Source organism: Clostridium sp. L2-50, from assembly GCF_000154245.1.
Taxonomy (GTDB): domain Bacteria; phylum Bacillota; class Clostridia; order Lachnospirales; family Lachnospiraceae; genus Coprococcus.
Genome location: NZ_DS480316.1, coordinates 12,670 through 33,879 on the forward strand (window position 1 = coordinate 12,670; position 21,210 = coordinate 33,879).

Consider the following 21,210-nt stretch of genomic DNA (forward strand, 5'->3'; position numbering starts at 1 on the left):
AAATGATAAAAGGAGATAAAGACTATGGCATGGTATGACAGCGCAGTATTTTATCATATTTACCCACTTGGATTGTGTGGATGTCCACATGATAACAATGGAGAGACAGGAGAGCATTTTGACAAGTTAAATGAATGGGCGGAGCATGCGAAGCGGATCGGATGCAATGCGATTTATATAGGACCGTTATTTGAATCCGGTTCTCATGGATATGATACAACCGATTATCGGCTGGTAGACAGACGACTTGGAACAAATGATGACTTCAAGCAGTTCGTAAAGAACTGTCATGCAAATGATGTAAAGGTCATCGTAGATGGTGTATTTAATCATACAGGCAGAGATTTCTTTGCATTTCAGGATATAAAGCAGAACCGGGAGAATTCCAGATACAAGGATTGGTACTGCAATGTGAATTTCTGGGGTAACAACGAATATAACGATGGATTTTCCTATGATAACTGGGGCGGATATAATCTGCTTGCGAAATTAAACCTCTGGAATCCGGAAGTGAAGAATTATCATCTTGAAACCGTAAAGTTCTGGGTCGATGAATTTGATATTGATGGAATCCGTCTGGATGCTGCGGACGTACTTGATTTTGGCTTTATGAAAGAATTACGTTCCTTCTGCAATGGATTAAAGCCGGATTTCTGGCTGATGGGCGAGGTTATTCATGGAGATTATTCAAGATGGGCAAATAACGATATGCTCCATTCCGTAACAAATTATGAACTGCATAAGGGCTTGTATTCCGGACATAACGACCATAACTATTTTGAGATTGCACATACGATCAAGCGTTTAAATGGCATTGTAGGTGACAAGAAGTTATATACTTTCTGTGATAACCACGATGTAGCAAGAATTTACAGTAAATTAAATAACAAGGCGCATATGTACAATGTAGCGATCCTCGTATATACCGTACCGGGAATTCCGTCAATCTATTACGGTTCTGAATTCGGTATACCGGGCAATAAGGAGAATGGTTCAGACTGGAATCTGCGTCCGGATCTGAATCTGGCTGATTTTAATGAAAAAGATGAGCTCCCTGCATTGTATACAACACTTGGGCATCTGAAACAGAGATTTCCGGAACTGACCTATGGAGACTACCGGGAATTGTATCTGACGACCGGACAGTTTGCATTTGCAAGATGTCTGGATGGACGTGCAGTTGTAACAGCATTGAATAATGCAGATGACGGTGCACACATGGAGATCAATCTGCCGATTGGTGCAAATAAAGCAGTCAACCTCCTGACGATCGATCAGTCAACAGAAGTACAGGAGGATACCTGTACAGATGATGCAACAGCAAAGGCATGGGAAAATGCACGAAATGAGCTGCTTGATAAAGCCGGTCAGTTGGTTGGAGCCTCTGGTGAGATCCGCTATAAGGCAGAAGATATCCGTAAGGCATTAGAAGCACTGGAAACAGGCGCAGACTTCGGACAGGCAGTATGGAATCTGTTTGGAAATCTGAATGATACCATGAACAACATGCATCGTGTGATCGGCGAATTCGAACAGACTATGCATAAGCAGGAGAGAAACTCTGTAGCCGCAGGCGGTGACTGTACAGGTGGAGAAAGCCTTGAGATCCGCGATGGTAAGCTGATTGTAGACCTCCCGGCAAACAAGGGTATTGTCGTATATTTAACCAATGAATAATATATAATTTGCCTACGTTTTACTTATAGTAATGAAAATTACTATGAGAAGATGGTATTAAGTATTTTGTATAATATTTTATTAGAGAAATTTATAGACAGAAAAAGTCCATCAGACTTGTTTCCTTCAGAGGACTGGCTCTGTTATAAAATGACATCAGCGAGAATTTCGTAGTGAGATGCACATTGCCAGTAAATACGGGTGCTTGTTTGAGTCGAAGGCGAGTTAGCACAGGAGTATTTACGAATCAGGCATGTGCAGCGAATAGAAATCGCAGCGAGTCATTTATAGCAGAGTCAGTTTTCTGAATGAGCAAGTCTGATGGACTTTTTTGTCGCAAAAATTTATGCATAAAGAATAAGAGTTATGTGTAGAATGTTAAGATTGTATAGGAAAAAGAATACAAAACTTCTAAAAAATATGTAGCTTTTTGTTGAAAATCACATAAAATAGTGTTAGCATAAAATATATATGTTAGTATATTTGTGACGGAGCTGCGCAGAATTGGCTGAACCCGCTTCTGTGCCGGGGGAATGGTTATAATTAAGGAGATTGTATATGATACTTATTGATACGCAAAAAGAAGAATTTAGCAAACTGAGAGACATCCGCGTATTTGGAAGGATCAGTCATGATGACCGGTTTAATGGGAATTTGCTTGTAATTGGTTTAGGTGGAATCGGAAGCAGAACAGTTTGTAATTTAAAAGGAATGATGGTCGATGATATCACACCGGAGGATAATATTCATTTTCTGATGGTTGATTCAGATATTCCCGAGATGGAACAGACAATTGAGGACAGTAAAGAACATATTGGTTTTAATGCACTTGAAGTATTAAGTATCTACAGACCTAATATTGAAAATATACTTGCGGATGGAATCAAGAAGAATCCGGTACATCCGAATCTAGCAAACTGGATGGATGCAGATTTTCCGGATGTAACAGTGACAAAGGATGGTGCGCATGGCAATCGTCAGATCGGACGACTGATGTTTTCAAATGCTTATGAAGATATCCGTATGCTGTTATTTGACAGACTGGAAGAGATCCATGATAAAGCGAATGGTAACTGGATGGATGTGATCATCGTATCAAGTCTTTCCGGCGGAACCGGAAGCGGTATCTTATCCGATCTTGCATATAATATTCGTGCATACGGAAAGGCAAAAAAGTGGGCGAATCTTCGGATCGGAGGCTGTTTGTTAATGCCGGATGTTATATTTGGCAACAAGAGCGTAACCCAAGATCCGGAATTAATGTTCCGAATGATGGCAAATGGCTGTGCTGCGTTAAAAGAAGTTGATTATTATATGAAGCTTTCAGAAAAGGATGATGCATATATATTTGAAAGCACCACTCACAAGATGGTGATCCGGGAGAATCTGTTCGATGCATGTATGCTTGTATCCGGTAAAAAGGACAGTCAGGGATATCTGCCGGAGGGAACAATTCTTATGGATACAGCAAGCTTCTTATATAAGCTTGCATGTAATAAATATATCGGTAACAATGATGTAAATGATGACAGGAAGCTGCTTCGTGATGTGTTCTTTGATAACGAGAAATATTCTGTGACAAACTGGAAGATGGAGCATTCGGATTCTGAGATTGCGACAGCAAACTGTTATTATAAGGTTGTCAGTGAAGCAGATTATAAGATACCAATCCGTGAGATTGAGAATATCTGTGAGAGTGATCTGTTCAATAAGGCGTATAAGCGATTATTTGTATCTCCGTTCGACAATCCGCAGATTGAAACGGATATTAAGGATGCTTTAAAGGAACTGGATGCTTTTCTTCATGCAGAGCCGGGGGATGAGATCAACCTCAGTGTGAACGGGTTGATCCAGTTTGGACAGTTTACGAAGCCAACCTATAAGATGATCAAGAAGCATACAGACGGACTCAGAGAACATATGGGTGAGAAGCTTGATAATATGGATAAGGAGCTTCCGGTTATGATCAAGTCCATTAAGAATAAATTATGGAATTCCTTAGATGCGGTAATTGCCAGATATATCGAGAAATGCGGTCCGTATGCAGCAATTGATATTATCGGAGCACCGACAGCCGGTGTGGCAGATTCTACCAGAGGTATGATGGCAGAGGTTAAGAAGCTGCAGGAGCTTCACAGCAAATATACACCATCCGGTGAATATTCCAGAATTATAGAATCTATATGTGAGATTGTAGCAAAACGTTTCTTCACTTTTCCGTCTGCAAAGCGTGAGACAGAGAATGGATATTATGATGCCTGTATCAAAGAGACACTTGCTGCAGAACGAAATCGGATCATGGATGAGATTGATGCACAGGATCTGTTTGGTGATACACTTCGTTGGTTGCAGCAGCGAGCAGAGCGTTTGGATGAGATCTATTCCCAGTTCGGAGAAGACCTGAAGAATTCAATCGAGGATCTTGCAAATGAAGGTAAGGTAACAACCAAGAATATATTAAAGAATGCAGCCAGACATGAATTCCTTCCGACTGATTATGTAAATGACAGTCGTATCAATGAGGTAAAGGATGGATTGATCCGGTTGATGTTAGATAATGAAGCAAATATTGATAACGGAAGAGTTGTTCCTGTCAAGGATGCGATGGAGAAGATTTATCGTCGTTTATTCAGCGGTATCGGAGCATATGGTCCGGAGAAGATGTTATCCGTTGCATTCTCTGATAAGAAGCTTGCGGAGAATGATATCAATGTTATGTTTGGTTCACCGACAAATGACCGACGGGATGAAGTTATGCAGAAGGTAGCTGCTGCATTTGTAAATGATATTCAGGAAGAAAAGCAGTTATGTGTGCTCAAGGATGGCTACAAAGAACTTTTGTTAAATAAGAAATATATATCAGTGCCAAATGTAATGCCGTATTTCAGTAGGGCAGTAAAAGGAATCCTGATGGATAAACCATATAATGAGAAGGAGGATTCCATTACATTGAATCCTGGGGAGATCGAGATTTCGATCAATGATATGTATGTCGGCGTGCCTGCATCTATGATGGCATGTACAGCAGAGATGCAGAAAGCCTATAATGCAGTAGATAGTTCTTACAAAGGACTGCATATTGACGAAGTGAATAGGGATATGAGAGATTTCCCGAATCTTTGCACGTTATAATAAATAGTATGAAAGAATCCTGCATGTGGAGGTGTATGAAACCGTTAGTGTTTTTCAAACTTTCGTATGTGGGTTTTTTTATTTTATAGGAAAGAAGCTTGTCCGGATAACAGATTTTATTCAGCAAATATATGCGTTAGCGGCAGATTTTGTTTCGTAAATATATGCTTTGATGCTATATAAAATTTGATTTTTACCGGAATATGGTTATACTAGAAAAAGATTTACATGAATAGATAGAAAGGAAAATTTCCATGCTGATTTGGTATGCGGATGTGTCGGATATGACAGAGGAGCAGATGAAAAAGTATCTGGAAGAGCTGTCTGAGTATCGTTTGGAAAAAGTGAATAGGCTTCGATATGAGAAGGATAAGAAATTGTCGGTTGCTGCGGGAATTTTGCTTGACCGGGCGTTAAAAGAGTGTCATTTGTCTGAGAAAGACTGTCGCTATCAGATCATGGAGCATGGCAAGGTTTATCTGGCAGATCATCCTGAGATAGCATTTAATATCAGTCACAGCGGATGCGTTGCAGTTCTGATCTTTCATAAAGAAACGAAACACGATCTGTCCTGTGGCATTGATATCGAGCTGATACAGGGTGGACGGGAGAAGATCGTGAACCGGTTATTTTCAGAAGCGGACAAAGAACAATATAAGAAGTTGGATCCGGATGCGGCTGCGTTATATTTTGCGCGGGTCTGGACCCGGATGGAATCATTTGGTAAGATGACAGGAAAAGGACTTGATTTTTCAGATCCGACTCAGAAAAAAATTATGGATCGTTCAGAGATGAAAAAGAAAAATGTCTATTTCCGAGAATTCAGAATAACAGATAAAACAGGTCGGGAATATAATCTCTGTGCCTGTGCAGATAAGGAAGGTTTGTTAGAAGAAACTGTATTTTCTGATAAGTCGGTTCTTTTTTCTTCTCAGAATGTAGATTGTGTGGTAATATGATGATGAAAATTTATGTACTGCTACATAAGTGAAGTTTTGGAGGAACATGATATGAGTAAAAAAGCTACGAAAGCACTGAATAATCCGTATTATATCGCAAGATATAATGCATCAAAGAATAATCCAAATCTTACCAGCCGGGAAAAGACGGCTGAGATTTTAAATATTGACCGGACGCGGTTATCACGGATCGAGCTTGGCATGTCAGTTCCTTATCCGGAAGAAGTTCTGGCGATGGCGGATGTATATGAGATACCGGAGCTTTGTAATATGTATTGCTCAGGGGAGTGTGCAATCGGTCGTGAGACAGTGAAACCGATCAATGCAGATAGCTTGGATCGACTGATCCTTCAGTTCCTTGGATCTTCTCAGAAGATGGAGAATATTACGGAGCAACTGATCAATATCACCTCCGATGGAATTGTAGATGAAGGAGAACTGGAGCAGTTTGATTCGGTTCTGTCTGAATTGGAAAAAATGTCGGTCAACATTCAATCGTTGATGATGTGGGCTAAAAAAAATAAAGATTCAATTATGAGTAAAAGAGGAAATTAGAAATGGCAGACAAGAATATCGAAAACGAGATTAAGAAAAGAAGAACATTTGCGATCATATCCCACCCGGATGCCGGTAAGACGACTTTAACAGAGAAGTTTCTCCTGTTTGGTGGTGCAATCAATACGGCAGGATCGGTAAAAGGAAAAGCAAATTCCAAATATGCGGTATCCGATTGGATGGATATTGAGAAGGAGAGAGGTATATCAGTTACCTCATCCGTTCTTCAGTTTAATTATGAAGGCTACTGTATCAATATTCTTGATACACCGGGACATCAGGATTTCTCAGAAGACACATATCGAACCCTGATGGCTGCGGATTCTGCTGTTATGGTTATTGATGCCTCAAAGGGTGTAGAGGCACAGACGATCAAGCTTTTTAAGGTCTGTGTAATGCGTCATATCCCGATTTTTACATTTATTAATAAGATGGATCGTGATGCAAGAGATACATTTGAATTGTTAGATGAGATTGAAAATGTCCTTGGAATACGTACCTGTCCGATGAACTGGCCAATCGGTTCCGGTAAGGAATTTAAGGGTGTCTATGACAGAGAGACCAAGATGGTCGATACCTTTGAAGCAATCTCAACCGGTGGTGCGAAGAAGGCTGCGGAGACGCAATATCATATCGAGGATCAGGAGCTTAAGGATCTGATCGGACCGTACCTGTATGACCAGTTTAAGGAAGAAATTGAATTGGTTGACGGTGCAACCGATGAAGTCGATCTCGAGAAGGTTCAGAAGGGAGAGCTTTCACCCGTATTCTTTGGTTCTGCACTGAATACATTCGGTATCGATATGTTCCTGAATTATTTCCTGAAAATGACGACACCTCCTCTTGGAAGAATGTCGGATCAGGGTGTGATCGATCCGGTTACAGAACCATTTTCAGCTTTCGTATTTAAGATACAGGCAAATATGAATAAAGCGCATCGTGACAGAATCGCATTTATGCGTATCTGTTCAGGTAAATTTGAAGCCGGTATGGAGGTTTACCATGCAGCCAGTAAGCGTAAATTAAAATTATCCCAGCCGCAGCAGCTTATGGCGCAGGATCGTAAGATCGTAGAAGAAGCATATGCGGGTGATGTAATCGGTGTATTTGATCCGGGATTATTTTCAATCGGTGATACTCTTACATTTCCGGGTAAGAAATTCCAGTACGAAGGAATTCCGACATTTGCGCCGGAGCATTTCTGTCGTGTTGTTCAGATGAATACGATGAAGCGTAAGCAGTTTGTACAGGGTGTTACTCAGATCGCACAGGAGGGTGCAATTCAGATCTTTCAGGAGTTTACAGCAGGATTGTCTGAGATTATCGTAGGTGTTGTAGGTGTTCTTCAGTTTGATGTATTAAAATACAGACTGGAGAATGAATATGGATGTGAGATCCGTTTAGAGCCGATCCCTTATAACTATATCCGTTGGGTAAAAGATCCATCTACAGATCTTACAAAGCTGAAACGTGTCAGCGATGTTAAGAAGGTGAAGGATATGAAGGGTAATCCATTATTGTTATTTGCAAATGAATGGGTTATCAATCAGGTGCTTGAGCATAATGAAGGACTGGAACTGTTAGAGTTCAGAAAGAATTAAATAAATGAATAATCTACCTTGAAAATGTAAATCCTTTTCTTATGAGGCCTAAGAAAAAATCCGTTTGACAGACAGGCAGACATAAGCAGGAGGAACATGATATGGCACTGAACAGGGTAGTGATATGTGGTGTGAATACAGCCAGACTTCCGTTACTGACAGACAAGGAAAAGGATGAATTGTTTGACAGGATCGAGCAGGGAGATATGGCTGCCAGAGAGACCTTTATCAAGGGCAATCTGCGACTGGTTCTGAGTGTGATCCAGAGATTTTCGAATTCAAATGAGAACCCTGACGATCTGTTTCAGGTTGGATGCATAGGATTGATAAAAGCAATTGATAATTTTGACCGGAGTCTGAATGTGAAGTTTTCGACATATGCAGTTCCGATGATACTTGGAGAATGTCGGAGGTATCTGCGGGATAATAACAGTATCAGGGTATCCAGGTCGTTAAGAGATATTGCATATAAGGCAATCTACACAAAGGATGCTTTGTTAAAGAAGTTGGATCGGGAACCGACCGTGGATGAAATTGCAAAGGAGATCGATGTAGCACCGGAAGATATCACGACAGCACTGGATGCCATATCGACACCGGTTTCATTATATGAGCCTGTTTATCAGGAAGGCGGAGATACGTTATATATCGTAGATCAGTTAAGTGATAAGAAGAATAAAGAAGAAAATTGGGTAGAGAATATTTCATTGAAAGAGGCAATGAAGAAATTAAACGAGAGAGAATATAATATATTAAGGCTCCGTTTCTTTGAAGGAAAGACACAGACCGAGGTCGCATCGGAGATCGCAATTTCACAGGCGCAGGTCAGCCGTATCGAAAAGAGTGCGATCAAATCTCTAAAGGGCTACCTCAGATAATATATGGACGATTAAGAGGTATCTATATATTTATTCTACAGAGCATTTTCATTCTATTTTTACGCTGTATAACTTTGAACTAACCTCGGCTAAATAGCCTTGGTAAGGGCTCAGTTATCACGTAGCGGTACTAAACTCACCGCCTTGCGGTTCGTTAAGGACCGACATGAAAAAGGTCTGTAGAACAAAATATAGATACCTCTTTATTTGTTTATAGGTAAATCTGTGTTATTGTGATTTCCCATATTTTATTTTAGTTTTTACATTTATTGTGCTTTTTTTGCTCTATTTATTCTTGTTTTGAGCTTCTAGCTGTGATTTGGCTTCGGTGGCAAGCTCTGCCATATAGTCCTGAACGGTTGTGCCGCCGGTGTCGCTGTTTTTCATGAGATTTGCTTTCAGCTTTTCTACTTCCTCGAGTGGAAGATCGCTCATTATGGCAACCTCGGCCGGTTCGATGTGAACATTTAACATTCGTTCAGCCAGATCATATTTTGCTTTTGTTGTTCGATTCATTTCTGATTCATCTCCTTACTTATTCAGATCCTTCAGATAAGCTTCGTTGATCTCGATGATCTTATTCATAGCTTCCGGTCCCGGAGCACCGATTGTATTACGTTTATTGACACATTCTTCCATGCTGATCGCCAGATAGATGTCGTCTTCAAATACCGGGCAGATTGCCTTGTAATCGTCTAGTGGAAGCTCATCCAGCGAGATGTTCCGTTCGATACAGGTGAGAACCAGTTCACCTACGATGCCGTGAGCATCACGGAATGGAACACCGTGGTTTACCAGATAATCGGCAGCATCCGTAGCATTTGTGAATCCGTTCTTTGCAGATGCTTCCATACGGTCTTTATTTACAGTCATAGTTTTTATCATACCGTTAAATAATGCGATACATCCCTTTACGGTATCGATCGCATCAAAGGTAAATTCCTTATCCTCTTGCATATCCTTATTATAAGCAAGCGGAATTCCCTTCATTGTGGTAAGGAGAGAAGTCAGTGCGCCATAGACACGTCCGGTCTTACCACGAACCAGCTCTGCGATATCAGGGTTTTTTTTCTGTGGCATGATCGAGCTTCCTGTGCTGTATGCGTCATCCAGTTCGACAAACTGATATTCATTTGTATTCCAGATAATGATCTCCTCTGAGAAACGGCTCAGATGCATCATGATCGTTGAAAGAGCGGATAATAATTCGATGCAGTAATCACGGTCTGCGACAGAATCCATACTGTTAAGAGTAGGACCTGCAAAATCAAGCAGGGAAGCAGTTAGCTCACGATCCAGAGGGTAAGTTGTGCCGGCTAAAGCACCGGAGCCCAGTGGACAGTAATTCATTCTTGCATAGATATCACACAGACGGCCGTAATCACGCTTGAACATCTCCATGTATGCACCAAAGTGATGGGCGAGAGTGATCGGCTGCGCCTTCTGTAAATGTGTAAATCCGGGCATATATGTGTGGATATGTTCCTTCATCAGGGAATGTAAGGTGTTCATTAATTCCAGTACAAGAGCTTTAATTTCAACGATCTCATCTCTTACATAGAGCTTCATATCAAGAGCTACCTGATCATTACGGCTTCTTCCGGTATGTAATTTCTTACCGGTATCACCGATACGGTCAATCAGATTTGCTTCTACAAAGCTGTGAATATCTTCATATTTGGATGTGATTTCAAGTGTACCATTTTCCACATCGGTAAGTATGCTGTTTAAGCCGTCGATGATCTGATCTCGTTCTGCTTCTGTAAGGATGCCGGATGCTGCAAGCATGGTAACATGCGCAATGCTTCCGCGGATATCCTGTTTATAGAACTTCTGATCAAAAGAGATCGAAGCATTAAAGTTATATACTAATTGGTCTGTTTCTTTTGTAAAACGACCACCCCAGAGCTGTGCCATAATGTAGTTCCTCTTTTCTCTAAAATTATTTTAACTGTTTCATTTTACAACAGGATGAGAGCTTAATCAACAAAAACAGGGATTAGCAGAAGAATTTTGCATGGTAAATATCAAATTTTTATGAAAAAGATATTTACAGGTTTACAGCAGTTGTGGACAGATGATAAAATAACCTAAATTGTCAGAATGGATGGATTGGATGAAGAAACGACATTTTATTTTGAAAGGAATCATTACGGCACTTGTGCTGATCGTTCTTTTCTATACAGGAAGATGGGCATTTTTTAATATATTTCATCGTCAGGATGTTGTGAACGGACTGGTAGCATTACGAACAAATGTAATGCATTCGATGGAGGATGGAAATGATTCTGATATCTTTTATGTAAAGAATGTAAAGATAAAGGATATCAGTGATATTAATAAATATGTGGATTCGGCATTCGGAAGTGTAGATACCTATCGGGTATTGGTATCTTCCGGTGATTATCTTGCAATTCAGCTTTCTTTTGATCGTAGCGAGAATTACTATGTGATCCGGAAAGCGCTTTTTGATGAAGAGATACCATCGGATAAAAAGAAAGCGATTGCTATGTATGATGCATATATAGAATTTTATCAGACCTGCATCAAAGAACCGATGAGTGATTTTGACAAAGAGGTGGCGGTACATGACTATCTGATAAAAAACTGTGTATATGGTTTTCCGGAGGAACAGCAGGATGCATATGATGCCTATGGTGTCCTTGTATCTCATAAAGCAGTATGTGATGGTTATGCGGAAGCGTTTTTTATGTTGATGACCTGTCTTGATATTCCATGTGATATTGTAGTCGGAACGGCAGATGGTGACCTGCATGCGTGGAATCAGGTTGAACTTAATGGCAAATGGTATAATATCGATCTGACTTGGGATGATGCGGTTCCGGACATGGGATCGTATATAAAACACACATATTTTAATCTGACAGATGAGGCACTTGCCGAAAATCATACATGGGAACGGGAGTTTTACCGTACCTGCACAGATACAGATATGAATTATTATGTGAAGACATTTGCAGTATTTGATGATTTTGAAGCATATAAGAAAGGGATCACGAAGCAGATCGGACGCTCGGATGTGCTCGAAGCAATTGTTTATTATATGGATACGGACAGACCGGATCTGTCATTTCTCTATGACAGTTCGGCTATAAAAAAACTTAAGTATCTGGTTGAAGATATGGGAGAATATTATGTGATCATTGTATATGTAAATATATGATTTTATTATTGTAAAACAAAATGCCCGTGACAGTACGGGAGAAAGGAAAACTCAATGCCTGATGAACAGGGGAGAGTGAAGTGTGATAAAAATGAGTAAGAAGGAATTTATGGATCAGCTCAGAGAAGGCTTGGATGGGAATGTATCATATGAGAAATATCGTGAAACAATAGAATATTATGAGTCTTATTTCCGGAGAAAAATAGCAGAAGGTAAGACTGAGGAGGAAATTGTTGCGGAACTTGGCTCCGGGCGACTGATCGCAAAGACGATCGTTGATACCGCAGGAGCTGACCGGACAGAACAGAGCTATACCTATACAGAGACAACGAACGGCAGACGCGGAAGTGTGAGCCGAGATGGAGGAGACACACCAAAGGGCTGGCATATCAAAATGGATGAAAATGGAAATACCAGTGTCTGCTTTGGAAAACTTGATTTTTCTACGACGCTTGGTAAGGTTGTGATCGGAATCGGACTTGTTTTATTACTTGCCCTGATCGTATTACTGGTTGTGATCGGAGTTAAGATTCTTGTATATGTGATCATTCCGGTTGCTGCAATTTTGTTTATCGTGAACCTGATCATCAGTCTGATCGACAATCATCGAATGTAGTCGGAAGCAGATTTTTTAACAAATAAAAAAGTTTTAAAAAAGTTGAAAAAAGTTCTTGACAATTATCGGTATATCCCTTATACTAGCAAAGGTGTTCGACAGAGAACACAAACGAAATGGGATCTTAGCTCAGCTGGGAGAGCATCTGCCTTACAAGCAGAGGGTCACAGGTTCGAGCCCTGTAGGTCCCATTTAAAATAAAATATGGCGGGATAGCTCAGTTGGCTAGAGCATGCGGTTCATACCCGCAGTGTCGAGGGTTCAAATCCCCCTCCCGCTACTAACCTTTAATCGTCATGATATCATGGCGATTTTTTTTTGTAGCAGTGTGATGGTATTTGAATAAACCGGCATATTGATGCCGGTTCATGTGGTCATCATAACGATAGAAAAATATGAGTGAATGAAATAATAAGGAGAAATCAAATATGCGAGTTGGAATGGGCTATGATGTTCATAAATTAGTAGAAGACAGAAAGTTGATCCTTGGCGGAGTGGAGATTCCATACGAGAAAGGACTGCTTGGGCATTCAGATGCAGATGTTCTGCTTCATGCGATCATGGATGCGCTTCTCGGTGCTGCGGCATTGGGAGATATCGGCAGGCATTTTCCGGATACAGATGACCGTTATAAGGGGGCAGACAGCATGGTGCTGTTAAAGAAAGTGAAGAAGCTTCTGGATGAGAAATTTTTCTTTATAGAGAATATAGATGCGACAGTGATCGCACAGCAGCCGAAGCTTGCCCCATATATAGAAGATATGAGAAAGAATATTGCAGAATGTCTGGAACTTCCGGTGAACAGGGTGAATGTGAAGGCTACGACAGAGGAAAAGCTGGGATTTACCGGAGTGGGTCTTGGAATCAGTTCACAGGCTGTCTGTCTGTTAGAGACTGTCGGGAACTATGATTATGATGTTATGGGAATGAACCAGGGAGGCTGCGCCGGCTGTCAGGGCTGTCCGGTCAGACAGTAGGTAGTTTAGGGTATGAATGAAGAAAGATGCGATCAGATGGATTGCAAAACGTTTGATTCGATCAGGATAGAAACTGCCGGAGCGGAAGATATGAACGAGATCCGTAAGCTCTGGAAACAGTCATTTGACGATCAGGATGCATATATGGATTATTATTTTTCAAATGTGGCAACAAGGAATCATATCTTTGTGGCAAAGACTGACTCCAAGATTATTTCTATGGTGCATTTGAATTCATATACTCTTGCTGAGACGACAGCAGGAGCAACCACATATAAAAAGGGTGGATATATCGTTGGCGTTGCGACCGAGCCTGAGTTCCGAAGACATGGAATCATGTCGATATTAATGAAGCATGTGCTTGCATATGCGGCTGAGAATGATTACGATTATATTTATCTGATGCCGGAGAAAGAGATCTATTATAAAGGTCTGGGATTTGCTCCGGTAGTAGAAAGCGGCTTTTATAATATAACCGATCTGAAACCTGAGAAGAATGATTATGAGCTTTGTGGGTTGGAAGATATAACAGATGAACAGTTGCAGAGTTTTTCTGAAAAACTGGCACAACGCTATGATCTCTTTGTACCACGAACCAGAGCCTACCTGGAAGATCTTGGAATGGAATGTCAGTCCCTGTTCGGTGATGTATATATTATAAAGGATGAGAATGAGATAGCGGCGGTGTATGGAACCATGTATGATGGGGATCGCGCAGAGATCGTTCAGTATTGTACAGTTACCGGATCACTTGATCCGTTGTTATATGGAATTTGTGAGAGTGATATTCCTGTATTTTCTAAGGTTGAATTGTTTGGAACATATACAGATCATAAGATGATAAAGAAAGGCCGTGGGATCATGTTTTATGAGCCATATACGGAGTACACAGAATTATATAGAAAATCAGATCGTATTTTCATAAATGAAGTGGTTTAAAAAAATATGGATACCATGTATAATAGTTGTAGAGTGTATATACAAAAAGGAGAAATAAAATGACAACAGACGGATATGTAGAACATATAGTGAAAACAAAGACTTCTGCCGGAATCATGGCATTGATCGTACTTGGAGCAATTATCACCGTGGTGGGAGCATTTTTTATGTTCTTTGTACCGGGAGGCACAATCTTTGGACTTCCGCTTGCGGTTGTTGGTGTAATTATATTTTCATTTGCGATTAATCGAAAAGAGTGTGAGTTTGAATATTTGTTCGTAAATGATGATGTTGAGGTTGCAAGGATCACCGCAAAGAGCAGCAGAAAACAGGTGTATCATTTTGAAGGCGGAGAAGTAAAACAGATCACGACTGTAGATTCAATCTATAGGGATAATGAGCATCAGGCAAATTCCGGTATTAAAACGATGAATTTCACTTCAAAGGATAAGAACACAGAGAATCCTGTTTATTCTTTCATCCTGAATAAGAATAACCGCACAGAGGAAGTCCTGTTAGAGCTTGATGCAAAGACGATTGAACATGTAAAACAATTTTTCAAAGGAAAAATCCGGGAATAGAGAAAGTCAGGAACGGACACATATTTATAAGCAGAAAGACAGATACTATAAAAGAGGTGCTTGCGATGAAAATTACTTTTTTTAAATATCTGTCTTTGTTTTTGACCGGAGGAATGGTATATTATTTTCTTGAAATATTTACCAGAGATTATTCTCATTATTCCATGATAATCTGTGGGGGGCTGTGTATGATTGCCTGCGGAGGTTTGAATCAGATGTTCCCGAGAATGCCGATCTCGTTACAGATGTTTTTATCGGCAGAGATCATAACATTGTTGGAATTTATTACCGGAGTTATAGTAAATCTGATCTTTCATGTCGGAGTATGGGATTATTCATATCTGCCATATAATGTGATGGGGCAGATATGTCTGCCATATTCTGTGTTGTGGATGTTCCTTTCATTGATCATAATATTTGTGGATGATGGAATCAGGCATTTTCTGTTTGGAGAAGAATTGCCGGAGTACAGATTGTTTTAAATATAAATACAAAGCGAGTTTTTTTGTTGTTGAAGCAGCTGCGACGTTTAGAGTAATAAAAAAAGCTTATAACAGATTCGGTCTGAAATCCGGACTTCTGATGATAAGCTTCTTTTATGTGGTGTGAAATTAAATACGAAACTATGGCTGAAGAGGAGTCATCTTAAGTCCTTTATACAATTTGGTATAAAGACTTCTTTCATCGGAGTAAAGCATGATTCCCCGTGCACCATCTTTAACAATGTAGGCGTATTTATTCTTCTGTACATTCATGTACAAAACTTCCTCCACATTCAGTTCTTTGGCTTTCACTTTTGCAACGCTGACACTTACCGGCTGTAATTTGTATTTTTTGATTGCCTGTTCAACTGTCATGATAAACACCTCCATCATATAGTATGTCTATGTTTGTTTGAATATAGTATATTGTATAGATAGCACAAAGTCAACTGTAAATAATGCACAAAAAGGCAAAAAAAGGGAAAAACTTCCGTTATTTTTGATAAAAAAGGAGAGATAAATAGTGAAAAATGCAAACTATTATACTATGATGGAAGAAGAATTGAAGAAAATATCGGATTCCGGCAGTAAAAAGAAGATATTGCTTCATTGCTGCTGTGCCCCGTGTTCCAGTCATTGCCTTGAAGTTCTGACCGATTATTTTGATATTACTGCTTATTTTTATAATCCGAATATCACAAGTGATGAAGAATACGAGAAACGCTGGAATGAATTAAAACGCTTTGTTCATGAAGTATATCAGGAGAATGGGGTGGAGTCATATCTGGAAGAGCATGAGAGCGAACGGTTTCTTGAAATGGCAAAAGGAATGGAAGAGGAACCGGAACGTGGAATCCGGTGCTATGCCTGTTATAAGCTTCGTCTGGATAAAAGTGCAGCATTTGCAAAGAAGCATGGATTTGATTATTTTACTACGACACTGTCGATCAGCCCGCATAAAAATGCAGACTGGCTCAATGAGATCGGAGAAGAACTGGGTGAGCAGTATGGTATAACATTTTTGCATAGTGATTTTAAGAAGAAAAACGGATATAAACATTCGATCGAGCTTTCAAAGGAATATAATTTATATAGACAGAACTTCTGCGGCTGTGAATTCAGCAGAAGAGTGTATGAAGCAGCAGAAAAAATGAAGCAGGAAGCTGCTCAGAAATAAGTTGACGAATTTCGATGAAAAAGTGTTGTCTAACAATAACAAATGTGTTAGAATTGACAAAACTAGAAAAAAGAGGCAGATGAGGATCTTTGTATGTGTGCACAGATTCTCTGTTCACTCTTTTTTTTTGAGCAAAAATAGAAAAAAGAAGAAAGGAATTGTATTATGAAAGCTTTTTTGATACTTGAAGATGGACATGTATTTGAAGGCACCAGTATTGGAGCAACCGATGAGATCATAAGCGAAATTGTTTTCAATACGTCTATGACAGGTTACTTAGAGGTGTTGACAGACCCATCCTATGCCGGGCAGGCAGTTTGTATGACATATCCGTTGATTGGTAATTATGGTGTATGTCTGGAAGATATGGAGGCTGATAAACCATGGCAGTCAGGATTTATTGTAAGAGAGATTGCGAAGAAGCCAAGTAACTTTAGAAGTGAACAGAGTATTAACCAGTTCCTTATTAATAACAATATAACAGGTATCGAGGGAGTTGATACCAGAGCCTTGACCAAGATCCTCAGAAATCAGGGTACAATGAAGGGCATGATCACAACAAATGCTTCTTATGACCTTGAAGATTGTCTGAAGCGGATCAAAGCATGGGAGATGGGACATGTTGTTCTTGATGTTACATGCAAAGAAAAGAAAGTTTATCCGGGAGATGGCTACAAGGTAGCTGTGATCGATCTCGGCGTTAAGAGAAATATTATCAAATCTTTATTAAAGAGAGGTTGTCAGGTTACTGTATATCCTGCTGAGACACCTGCGGAGGAGATCATCGCAGATGCACCGGACGGCATCATGTTAACAAACGGACCTGGAGATCCAAAGGATTGTAAGGTTACGATCAAAGAAGTGAAAAAACTTTTCGATACAGATATTCCTATTTTTGCAATATGTCTTGGACATCAGCTGCTTGCACTTGCAAATGGCGGCGATACCGTAAAGATGAAATACGGTCACAGAGGTGCGAACCATCCTGTAAAAGATTTAAAGACCGGAAAGGTTTATATTTCAACTCAGAATCATGGATATATGGTAAAAGAAGAGAGCCTTGACAGAAAGGTTGCCGAGGTCAGCTTTATCAATGTAAATGATGGTACAGTAGAAGGTGTTCATTACCTTGGTAAGAATGCATAGACCGTACAGTTCCATCCGGAAGCATGTGCCGGTCCTCTTGATACAGACTTCTTGTTTGATGTATTTATGAATATGATGGAGGTGTCTAAGTAATGCCAAAGAATCCGAATATTAAAAAAGTTGTTGTAATTGGCTCCGGTCCTATCGTAATCGGACAGGCTGCAGAATTTGACTATGCCGGTACACAGGCTTGTCGTTCATTAAAAGAAGAAGGCCTTTGCGTTGTCCTGATCAACTCCAATCCGGCTACGATCATGACAGATAAGGATATCGCAGATAAGGTATACATTGAGCCATTAACAGCCGATGTAGTAAAAGCAGTGATCGAGAAGGAAAAACCGGACAGCCTTCTGCCAACACTGGGTGGTCAGGCAGCTTTAAATATCGCAATGGAACTGGAAGAGTCCGGTTTCTTAAGAGAACATGATGTTATGTTGATCGGTACATCTTCTTCAACAATCAAAAAAGCAGAGGATAGACTGGAATTCAAGAAAACCATGGAGAAGATCCATGAGCCTGTAGCACCATCTGAGGTTGTTACAACGGTAAAAGCCGGTCTGGAATTTGTTAAGAAGATAGGATATCCGGTTGTACTCCGTCCGGCATATACCCTCGGCGGAAGCGGCGGTGGTATCGCTGAAAATGAAGAAGAGTTTGTCGAGATTCTGATGAATGGTCTGAGACTTAGTCGTGTCGGTCAGGTTCTGGTAGAGCGTTGTATCGCAGGCTGGAAAGAGATCGAATACGAAGTAATGCGTGATGCAAATGGTACCTGTATTACAGTTTGTAATATGGAGAATCTGGATCCGGTCGGTGTCCATACCGGTGACTCTATCGTAGTAGCACCATCCCAGACATTGGGTGATAAAGAGTATCAGATGCTTCGTACATCTGCATTAAATATTATTTCTGAATTAAATATCCGTGGTGGCTGTAACGTACAGTTTGCATTACATCCAACTACATTTGAATATTGTGTAATCGAAGTAAATCCTCGTGTAAGCCGTTCGTCAGCACTTGCATCCAAGGCAACCGGTTATCCGATCGCCAAGGTTTCTGCAAAGATCGCACTTGGTTATAATCTGGATGAGATCCAGAATGCAATTACCAAGAAGACGTTTGCAAGTTTTGAGCCTGCACTGGACTATGTTGTTGTTAAGATTCCTAGACTTCCGTTTGATAAGTTCATCAAGGCAGATCATGATCTGACAACACAGATGAAGGCAACCGGTGAGGTTATGAGTATCTGCACAAACTTTGAGGGCGCATTGATGAAAGCAATCCGTTCTCTGGAACAGCATGTAGATGGTCTTCATTCCAGCAGATATAAGAATATGTCTGACAGTGATATCTTAAAGCTTCTGCATCATGTAGATGACAGACGTATCTTTGTTATCGCTGAGGCACTTCGCCGTGGCATTACACAGGAAGCAATTCACGATATCACAAAGATTGATCTTTGGTTCATTGATAAGATCAACAATCTGGTTGACTATGAACAGGAGATCCGTGATTCCAAGGGAGATATCTCCAAGGAACTGATGAAGGAGATCAAGCGTGTAGAATTCCCGGATAAGGTAATCGCACAGCTTACAGGAAAGACAACAAAAGAGATCAAAGAGCTGCGGTATGGCTATGGTATCCGTGCATCTTTCAAGATGGTTGATACCTGTGCTGCAGAGTTTGAAGCATCTACACCATACTATTATTCCTGCTTTGACGGTGAGAATGAAGTAGAGGAAGATCATTCCGTAAAGAAGGTTATGGTTCTTGGTTCCGGTCCTATTCGTATCGGACAGGGTATCGAATTCGATTACTGCTCCGTACACAGTACATGGGCATTTGAGAGAAAGGGATACCAGACCATTATCGTAAATAATAATCCTGAGACAGTCAGTACAGATTTTGATATTGCAAATAAGCTGTATTTCGAGCCACTGACAGCAGAGGATGTAGAAGCAATTGTAGATCTGGAAAGACCGGATGGTGCGGTTGTTCAGTTCGGCGGACAGACAGCGATCAAGCTGACGGAAGCACTGATGGAGATGGGTGTTCCGATCCTTGGTACAAGTGCAGAGAATGTAGATGCCGCTGAGGATAGAGAATTATTTGATGAGATCCTTGAGAAGTGCTGTATCCCAAGACCTGCCGGAAAAACGGTATTTACCAGAGATGAAGCCTTAGAGGCAGCCAATGAACTCGGTTATCCGGTTCTGGTAAGACCTTCTTATGTATTAGGCGGACAGGGAATGCAGATCGCGATCTCTGATAAAGATATTATTGAATTTATGGATATCATCAACAGACATGTTCAGGAGCATCCTGTTCTGGTTGATAAATATATCATGGGTAAGGAAGTAGAAGTAGATGCCGTATGTGATGGAGAAGATATCCTGATCCCTGGTATCATGGAGCATGTAGAGAGAGCCGGTATCCATTCCGGTGATAGTATCTCTGTATATCCTGCACAGACGCTTTCACCAAAGATCAAACGTGTAATTGAAGATTATACAAGAAAGCTTGCAAACAGCCTTCATGTAATCGGTCTGATCAATATACAGTTTATCGCATACAATGATGAAGTATATGTAATTGAGGTAAATCCTCGTTCCAGCCGTACTGTTCCATATATCAGCAAGGTTACTGGTATTCCAATCGTAGATCTTGCAACCCGTGTTATCACAGGCGAGAAGATCAAGGATATGGGATATAAGCCGGGACTTCAGCCGGAAGCAGAATACTTTGCGATCAAGATGCCGGTATTCTCATTTGAGAAGATCCGTGGAGCCGAGATCAGTCTGGGACCGGAAATGAAATCAACAGGTGAATGTCTTGGTATCTCCAAGGACTACAACGAAGCCCTTTACAAAGCGTTCCTTGGCGCAGGTGTAAATCTTCCAAAGACAAAGAAGATGATTCTTACAGTTAAGGATGCAGATAAGATGGATGCAGTAGAAATCGGCAGACGTTTTGCGGCTCTTGGTTATGAGATCTTCTCTACAAAGAGCACATGCAGAATCCTGAATGAGAATGGAGTGCCTGCTGAACTGATCAACAAAGTAGAGGAACCATCACCAAACCTGTTGGATCTGATCTTAAGTCATGAGATCGATCTGATCATCGATACTCCGTCACAGGGTGTTGAACGAAGCAAGGATGGTTTCGTGATCAGACGTCATGCAGTTGAAACCGGTGTTACCTGTCTTACAAGTCTTGATACAGCGAATGCACTGCTTACAAGTTTGGAGTCATCCGCAAATAGACGATTATCACTGGTTGACATCAGCGAATTATAAGTATAATATG

The 21,210-nt window shown here is 40.5% G+C and carries 17 protein-coding genes, 2 tRNA genes and 1 pseudogene; 17 read left to right on the forward strand and 3 right to left on the reverse strand.

Annotated elements, in window-relative coordinates:
* Positions 1-24 precede the first annotated feature (24 nt).
* From CLOL250_RS03260 to sigG, 6 genes are all read left to right on the forward strand, one after another.
* On the forward strand, positions 25-1,677 hold the full coding sequence (locus CLOL250_RS03260) for an alpha-amylase family glycosyl hydrolase (protein WP_008400672.1): 1,653 nt from the start codon (positions 25-27) through the stop codon (positions 1,675-1,677).
* Between the two features lie 558 nt (positions 1,678-2,235).
* Positions 2,236-4,809, forward strand: a complete 2,574-nt coding sequence (locus tag CLOL250_RS03265) for a tubulin-like doman-containing protein (RefSeq protein ID WP_008400675.1) — start codon at positions 2,236-2,238, stop codon at positions 4,807-4,809.
* A 254-nt stretch (positions 4,810-5,063) separates the two neighbouring features.
* Positions 5,064-5,768, forward strand: coding sequence for a 4'-phosphopantetheinyl transferase family protein (locus tag CLOL250_RS03270; protein ID WP_008400677.1), 705 nt, complete (start codon positions 5,064-5,066; stop codon positions 5,766-5,768).
* A 51-nt stretch (positions 5,769-5,819) separates the two neighbouring features.
* Entirely contained in the window at positions 5,820-6,323 is a 504-nt protein-coding gene (locus CLOL250_RS03275; RefSeq protein ID WP_021943746.1) for a helix-turn-helix domain-containing protein, read from the forward strand.
* 2 nt (positions 6,324-6,325) lie between these two features.
* Complete coding sequence (locus CLOL250_RS03280) at positions 6,326-7,924, forward strand: peptide chain release factor 3 (RefSeq protein ID WP_008400679.1); 1,599 nt, start codon at positions 6,326-6,328, stop codon at positions 7,922-7,924.
* 101 nt (positions 7,925-8,025) lie between these two features.
* Positions 8,026-8,802, forward strand: a complete 777-nt coding sequence (sigG, locus tag CLOL250_RS03285; protein ID WP_008400680.1) for an RNA polymerase sporulation sigma factor SigG — start codon at positions 8,026-8,028, stop codon at positions 8,800-8,802.
* Between the two features lie 285 nt (positions 8,803-9,087).
* On the opposite strand, the gene CLOL250_RS03290 is transcribed toward sigG, so the two are convergent.
* Together CLOL250_RS03290 and argH are read right to left on the reverse strand one after the other, a co-directional pair.
* Positions 9,088-9,318 carry a hypothetical protein gene (locus tag CLOL250_RS03290; RefSeq protein WP_008400681.1) on the reverse strand — a complete coding sequence of 77 codons (231 nt, stop codon included), beginning with the start codon at positions 9,316-9,318 and terminating at the stop codon, positions 9,088-9,090.
* 15 nt (positions 9,319-9,333) lie between these two features.
* Positions 9,334-10,719: an argininosuccinate lyase gene (gene argH, locus CLOL250_RS03295; protein WP_008400682.1), complete on the reverse strand. Its 1,386-nt coding sequence runs from the start codon at positions 10,717-10,719 to the stop codon at positions 9,334-9,336.
* Positions 10,720-10,918: 199 nt separating this feature from the next.
* On the opposite strand from argH, the gene CLOL250_RS03300 reads away from it, so the two are divergent.
* The 8 genes from CLOL250_RS03300 (at position 10,919) to CLOL250_RS03335 (ending at position 15,581) form a co-directional block, all read left to right on the forward strand.
* Complete coding sequence (locus CLOL250_RS03300) at positions 10,919-11,986, forward strand: transglutaminase domain-containing protein (RefSeq protein ID WP_161116759.1); 1,068 nt, start codon at positions 10,919-10,921, stop codon at positions 11,984-11,986.
* Positions 11,987-12,077: 91 nt separating this feature from the next.
* The gene (locus tag CLOL250_RS03305) at positions 12,078-12,602 is read left to right on the forward strand and encodes a DUF1700 domain-containing protein (protein WP_008400684.1); all 525 of its coding nucleotides are present in this window, start codon (positions 12,078-12,080) and stop codon (positions 12,600-12,602) included.
* 118 nt (positions 12,603-12,720) lie between these two features.
* Positions 12,721-12,793, forward strand: a tRNA-Val gene (locus CLOL250_RS03310).
* Between the two features lie 15 nt (positions 12,794-12,808).
* A tRNA-Met gene (locus tag CLOL250_RS03315) sits at positions 12,809-12,882 on the forward strand.
* Positions 12,883-13,030: 148 nt separating this feature from the next.
* Positions 13,031-13,579, forward strand: a complete 549-nt coding sequence (gene ispF, locus CLOL250_RS03320; RefSeq protein ID WP_008400685.1) for a 2-C-methyl-D-erythritol 2,4-cyclodiphosphate synthase — start codon at positions 13,031-13,033, stop codon at positions 13,577-13,579.
* A gap of 12 nt (positions 13,580-13,591) precedes the next feature.
* Positions 13,592-14,518 carry a GNAT family N-acetyltransferase gene (locus CLOL250_RS03325; protein ID WP_008400686.1) on the forward strand — a complete coding sequence of 309 codons (927 nt, stop codon included), beginning with the start codon at positions 13,592-13,594 and terminating at the stop codon, positions 14,516-14,518.
* Positions 14,519-14,577: 59 nt separating this feature from the next.
* A complete protein-coding gene (locus CLOL250_RS03330) occupies positions 14,578-15,099 on the forward strand; it encodes a DUF6106 family protein (RefSeq protein ID WP_008400687.1) in 522 nt (173 codons plus the stop codon).
* Between the two features lie 65 nt (positions 15,100-15,164).
* Positions 15,165-15,581, forward strand: coding sequence for a putative ABC transporter permease (locus tag CLOL250_RS03335; protein WP_008400688.1), 417 nt, complete (start codon positions 15,165-15,167; stop codon positions 15,579-15,581).
* 141 nt (positions 15,582-15,722) lie between these two features.
* On the opposite strand, the gene CLOL250_RS03340 is transcribed toward CLOL250_RS03335, so the two are convergent.
* Complete coding sequence (locus CLOL250_RS03340; protein WP_021943757.1) at positions 15,723-15,956, reverse strand: hypothetical protein; 234 nt, start codon at positions 15,954-15,956, stop codon at positions 15,723-15,725.
* Positions 15,957-16,128: 172 nt separating this feature from the next.
* On the opposite strand from CLOL250_RS03340, the gene CLOL250_RS03345 reads away from it, so the two are divergent.
* The 3 genes and pseudogenes from CLOL250_RS03345 to carB all read left to right on the forward strand — a co-directional run bounded on the left by CLOL250_RS03345 (position 16,129) and on the right by carB (position 21,200).
* On the forward strand, positions 16,129-16,758 hold the full coding sequence (locus CLOL250_RS03345) for an epoxyqueuosine reductase QueH (protein ID WP_008400691.1): 630 nt from the start codon (positions 16,129-16,131) through the stop codon (positions 16,756-16,758).
* Positions 16,759-16,923: 165 nt separating this feature from the next.
* A pseudogene (locus tag CLOL250_RS03350) lies at positions 16,924-17,997 on the forward strand (carbamoyl phosphate synthase small subunit).
* A complete protein-coding gene (gene carB, locus CLOL250_RS03355; protein ID WP_008400694.1) occupies positions 17,997-21,200 on the forward strand; it encodes a carbamoyl-phosphate synthase large subunit in 3,204 nt (1,067 codons plus the stop codon). Before CLOL250_RS03350 ends, carB begins: the two are co-directional and overlap by 1 nt.
* The last annotated feature ends 10 nt before the right edge of the window (positions 21,201-21,210 follow it).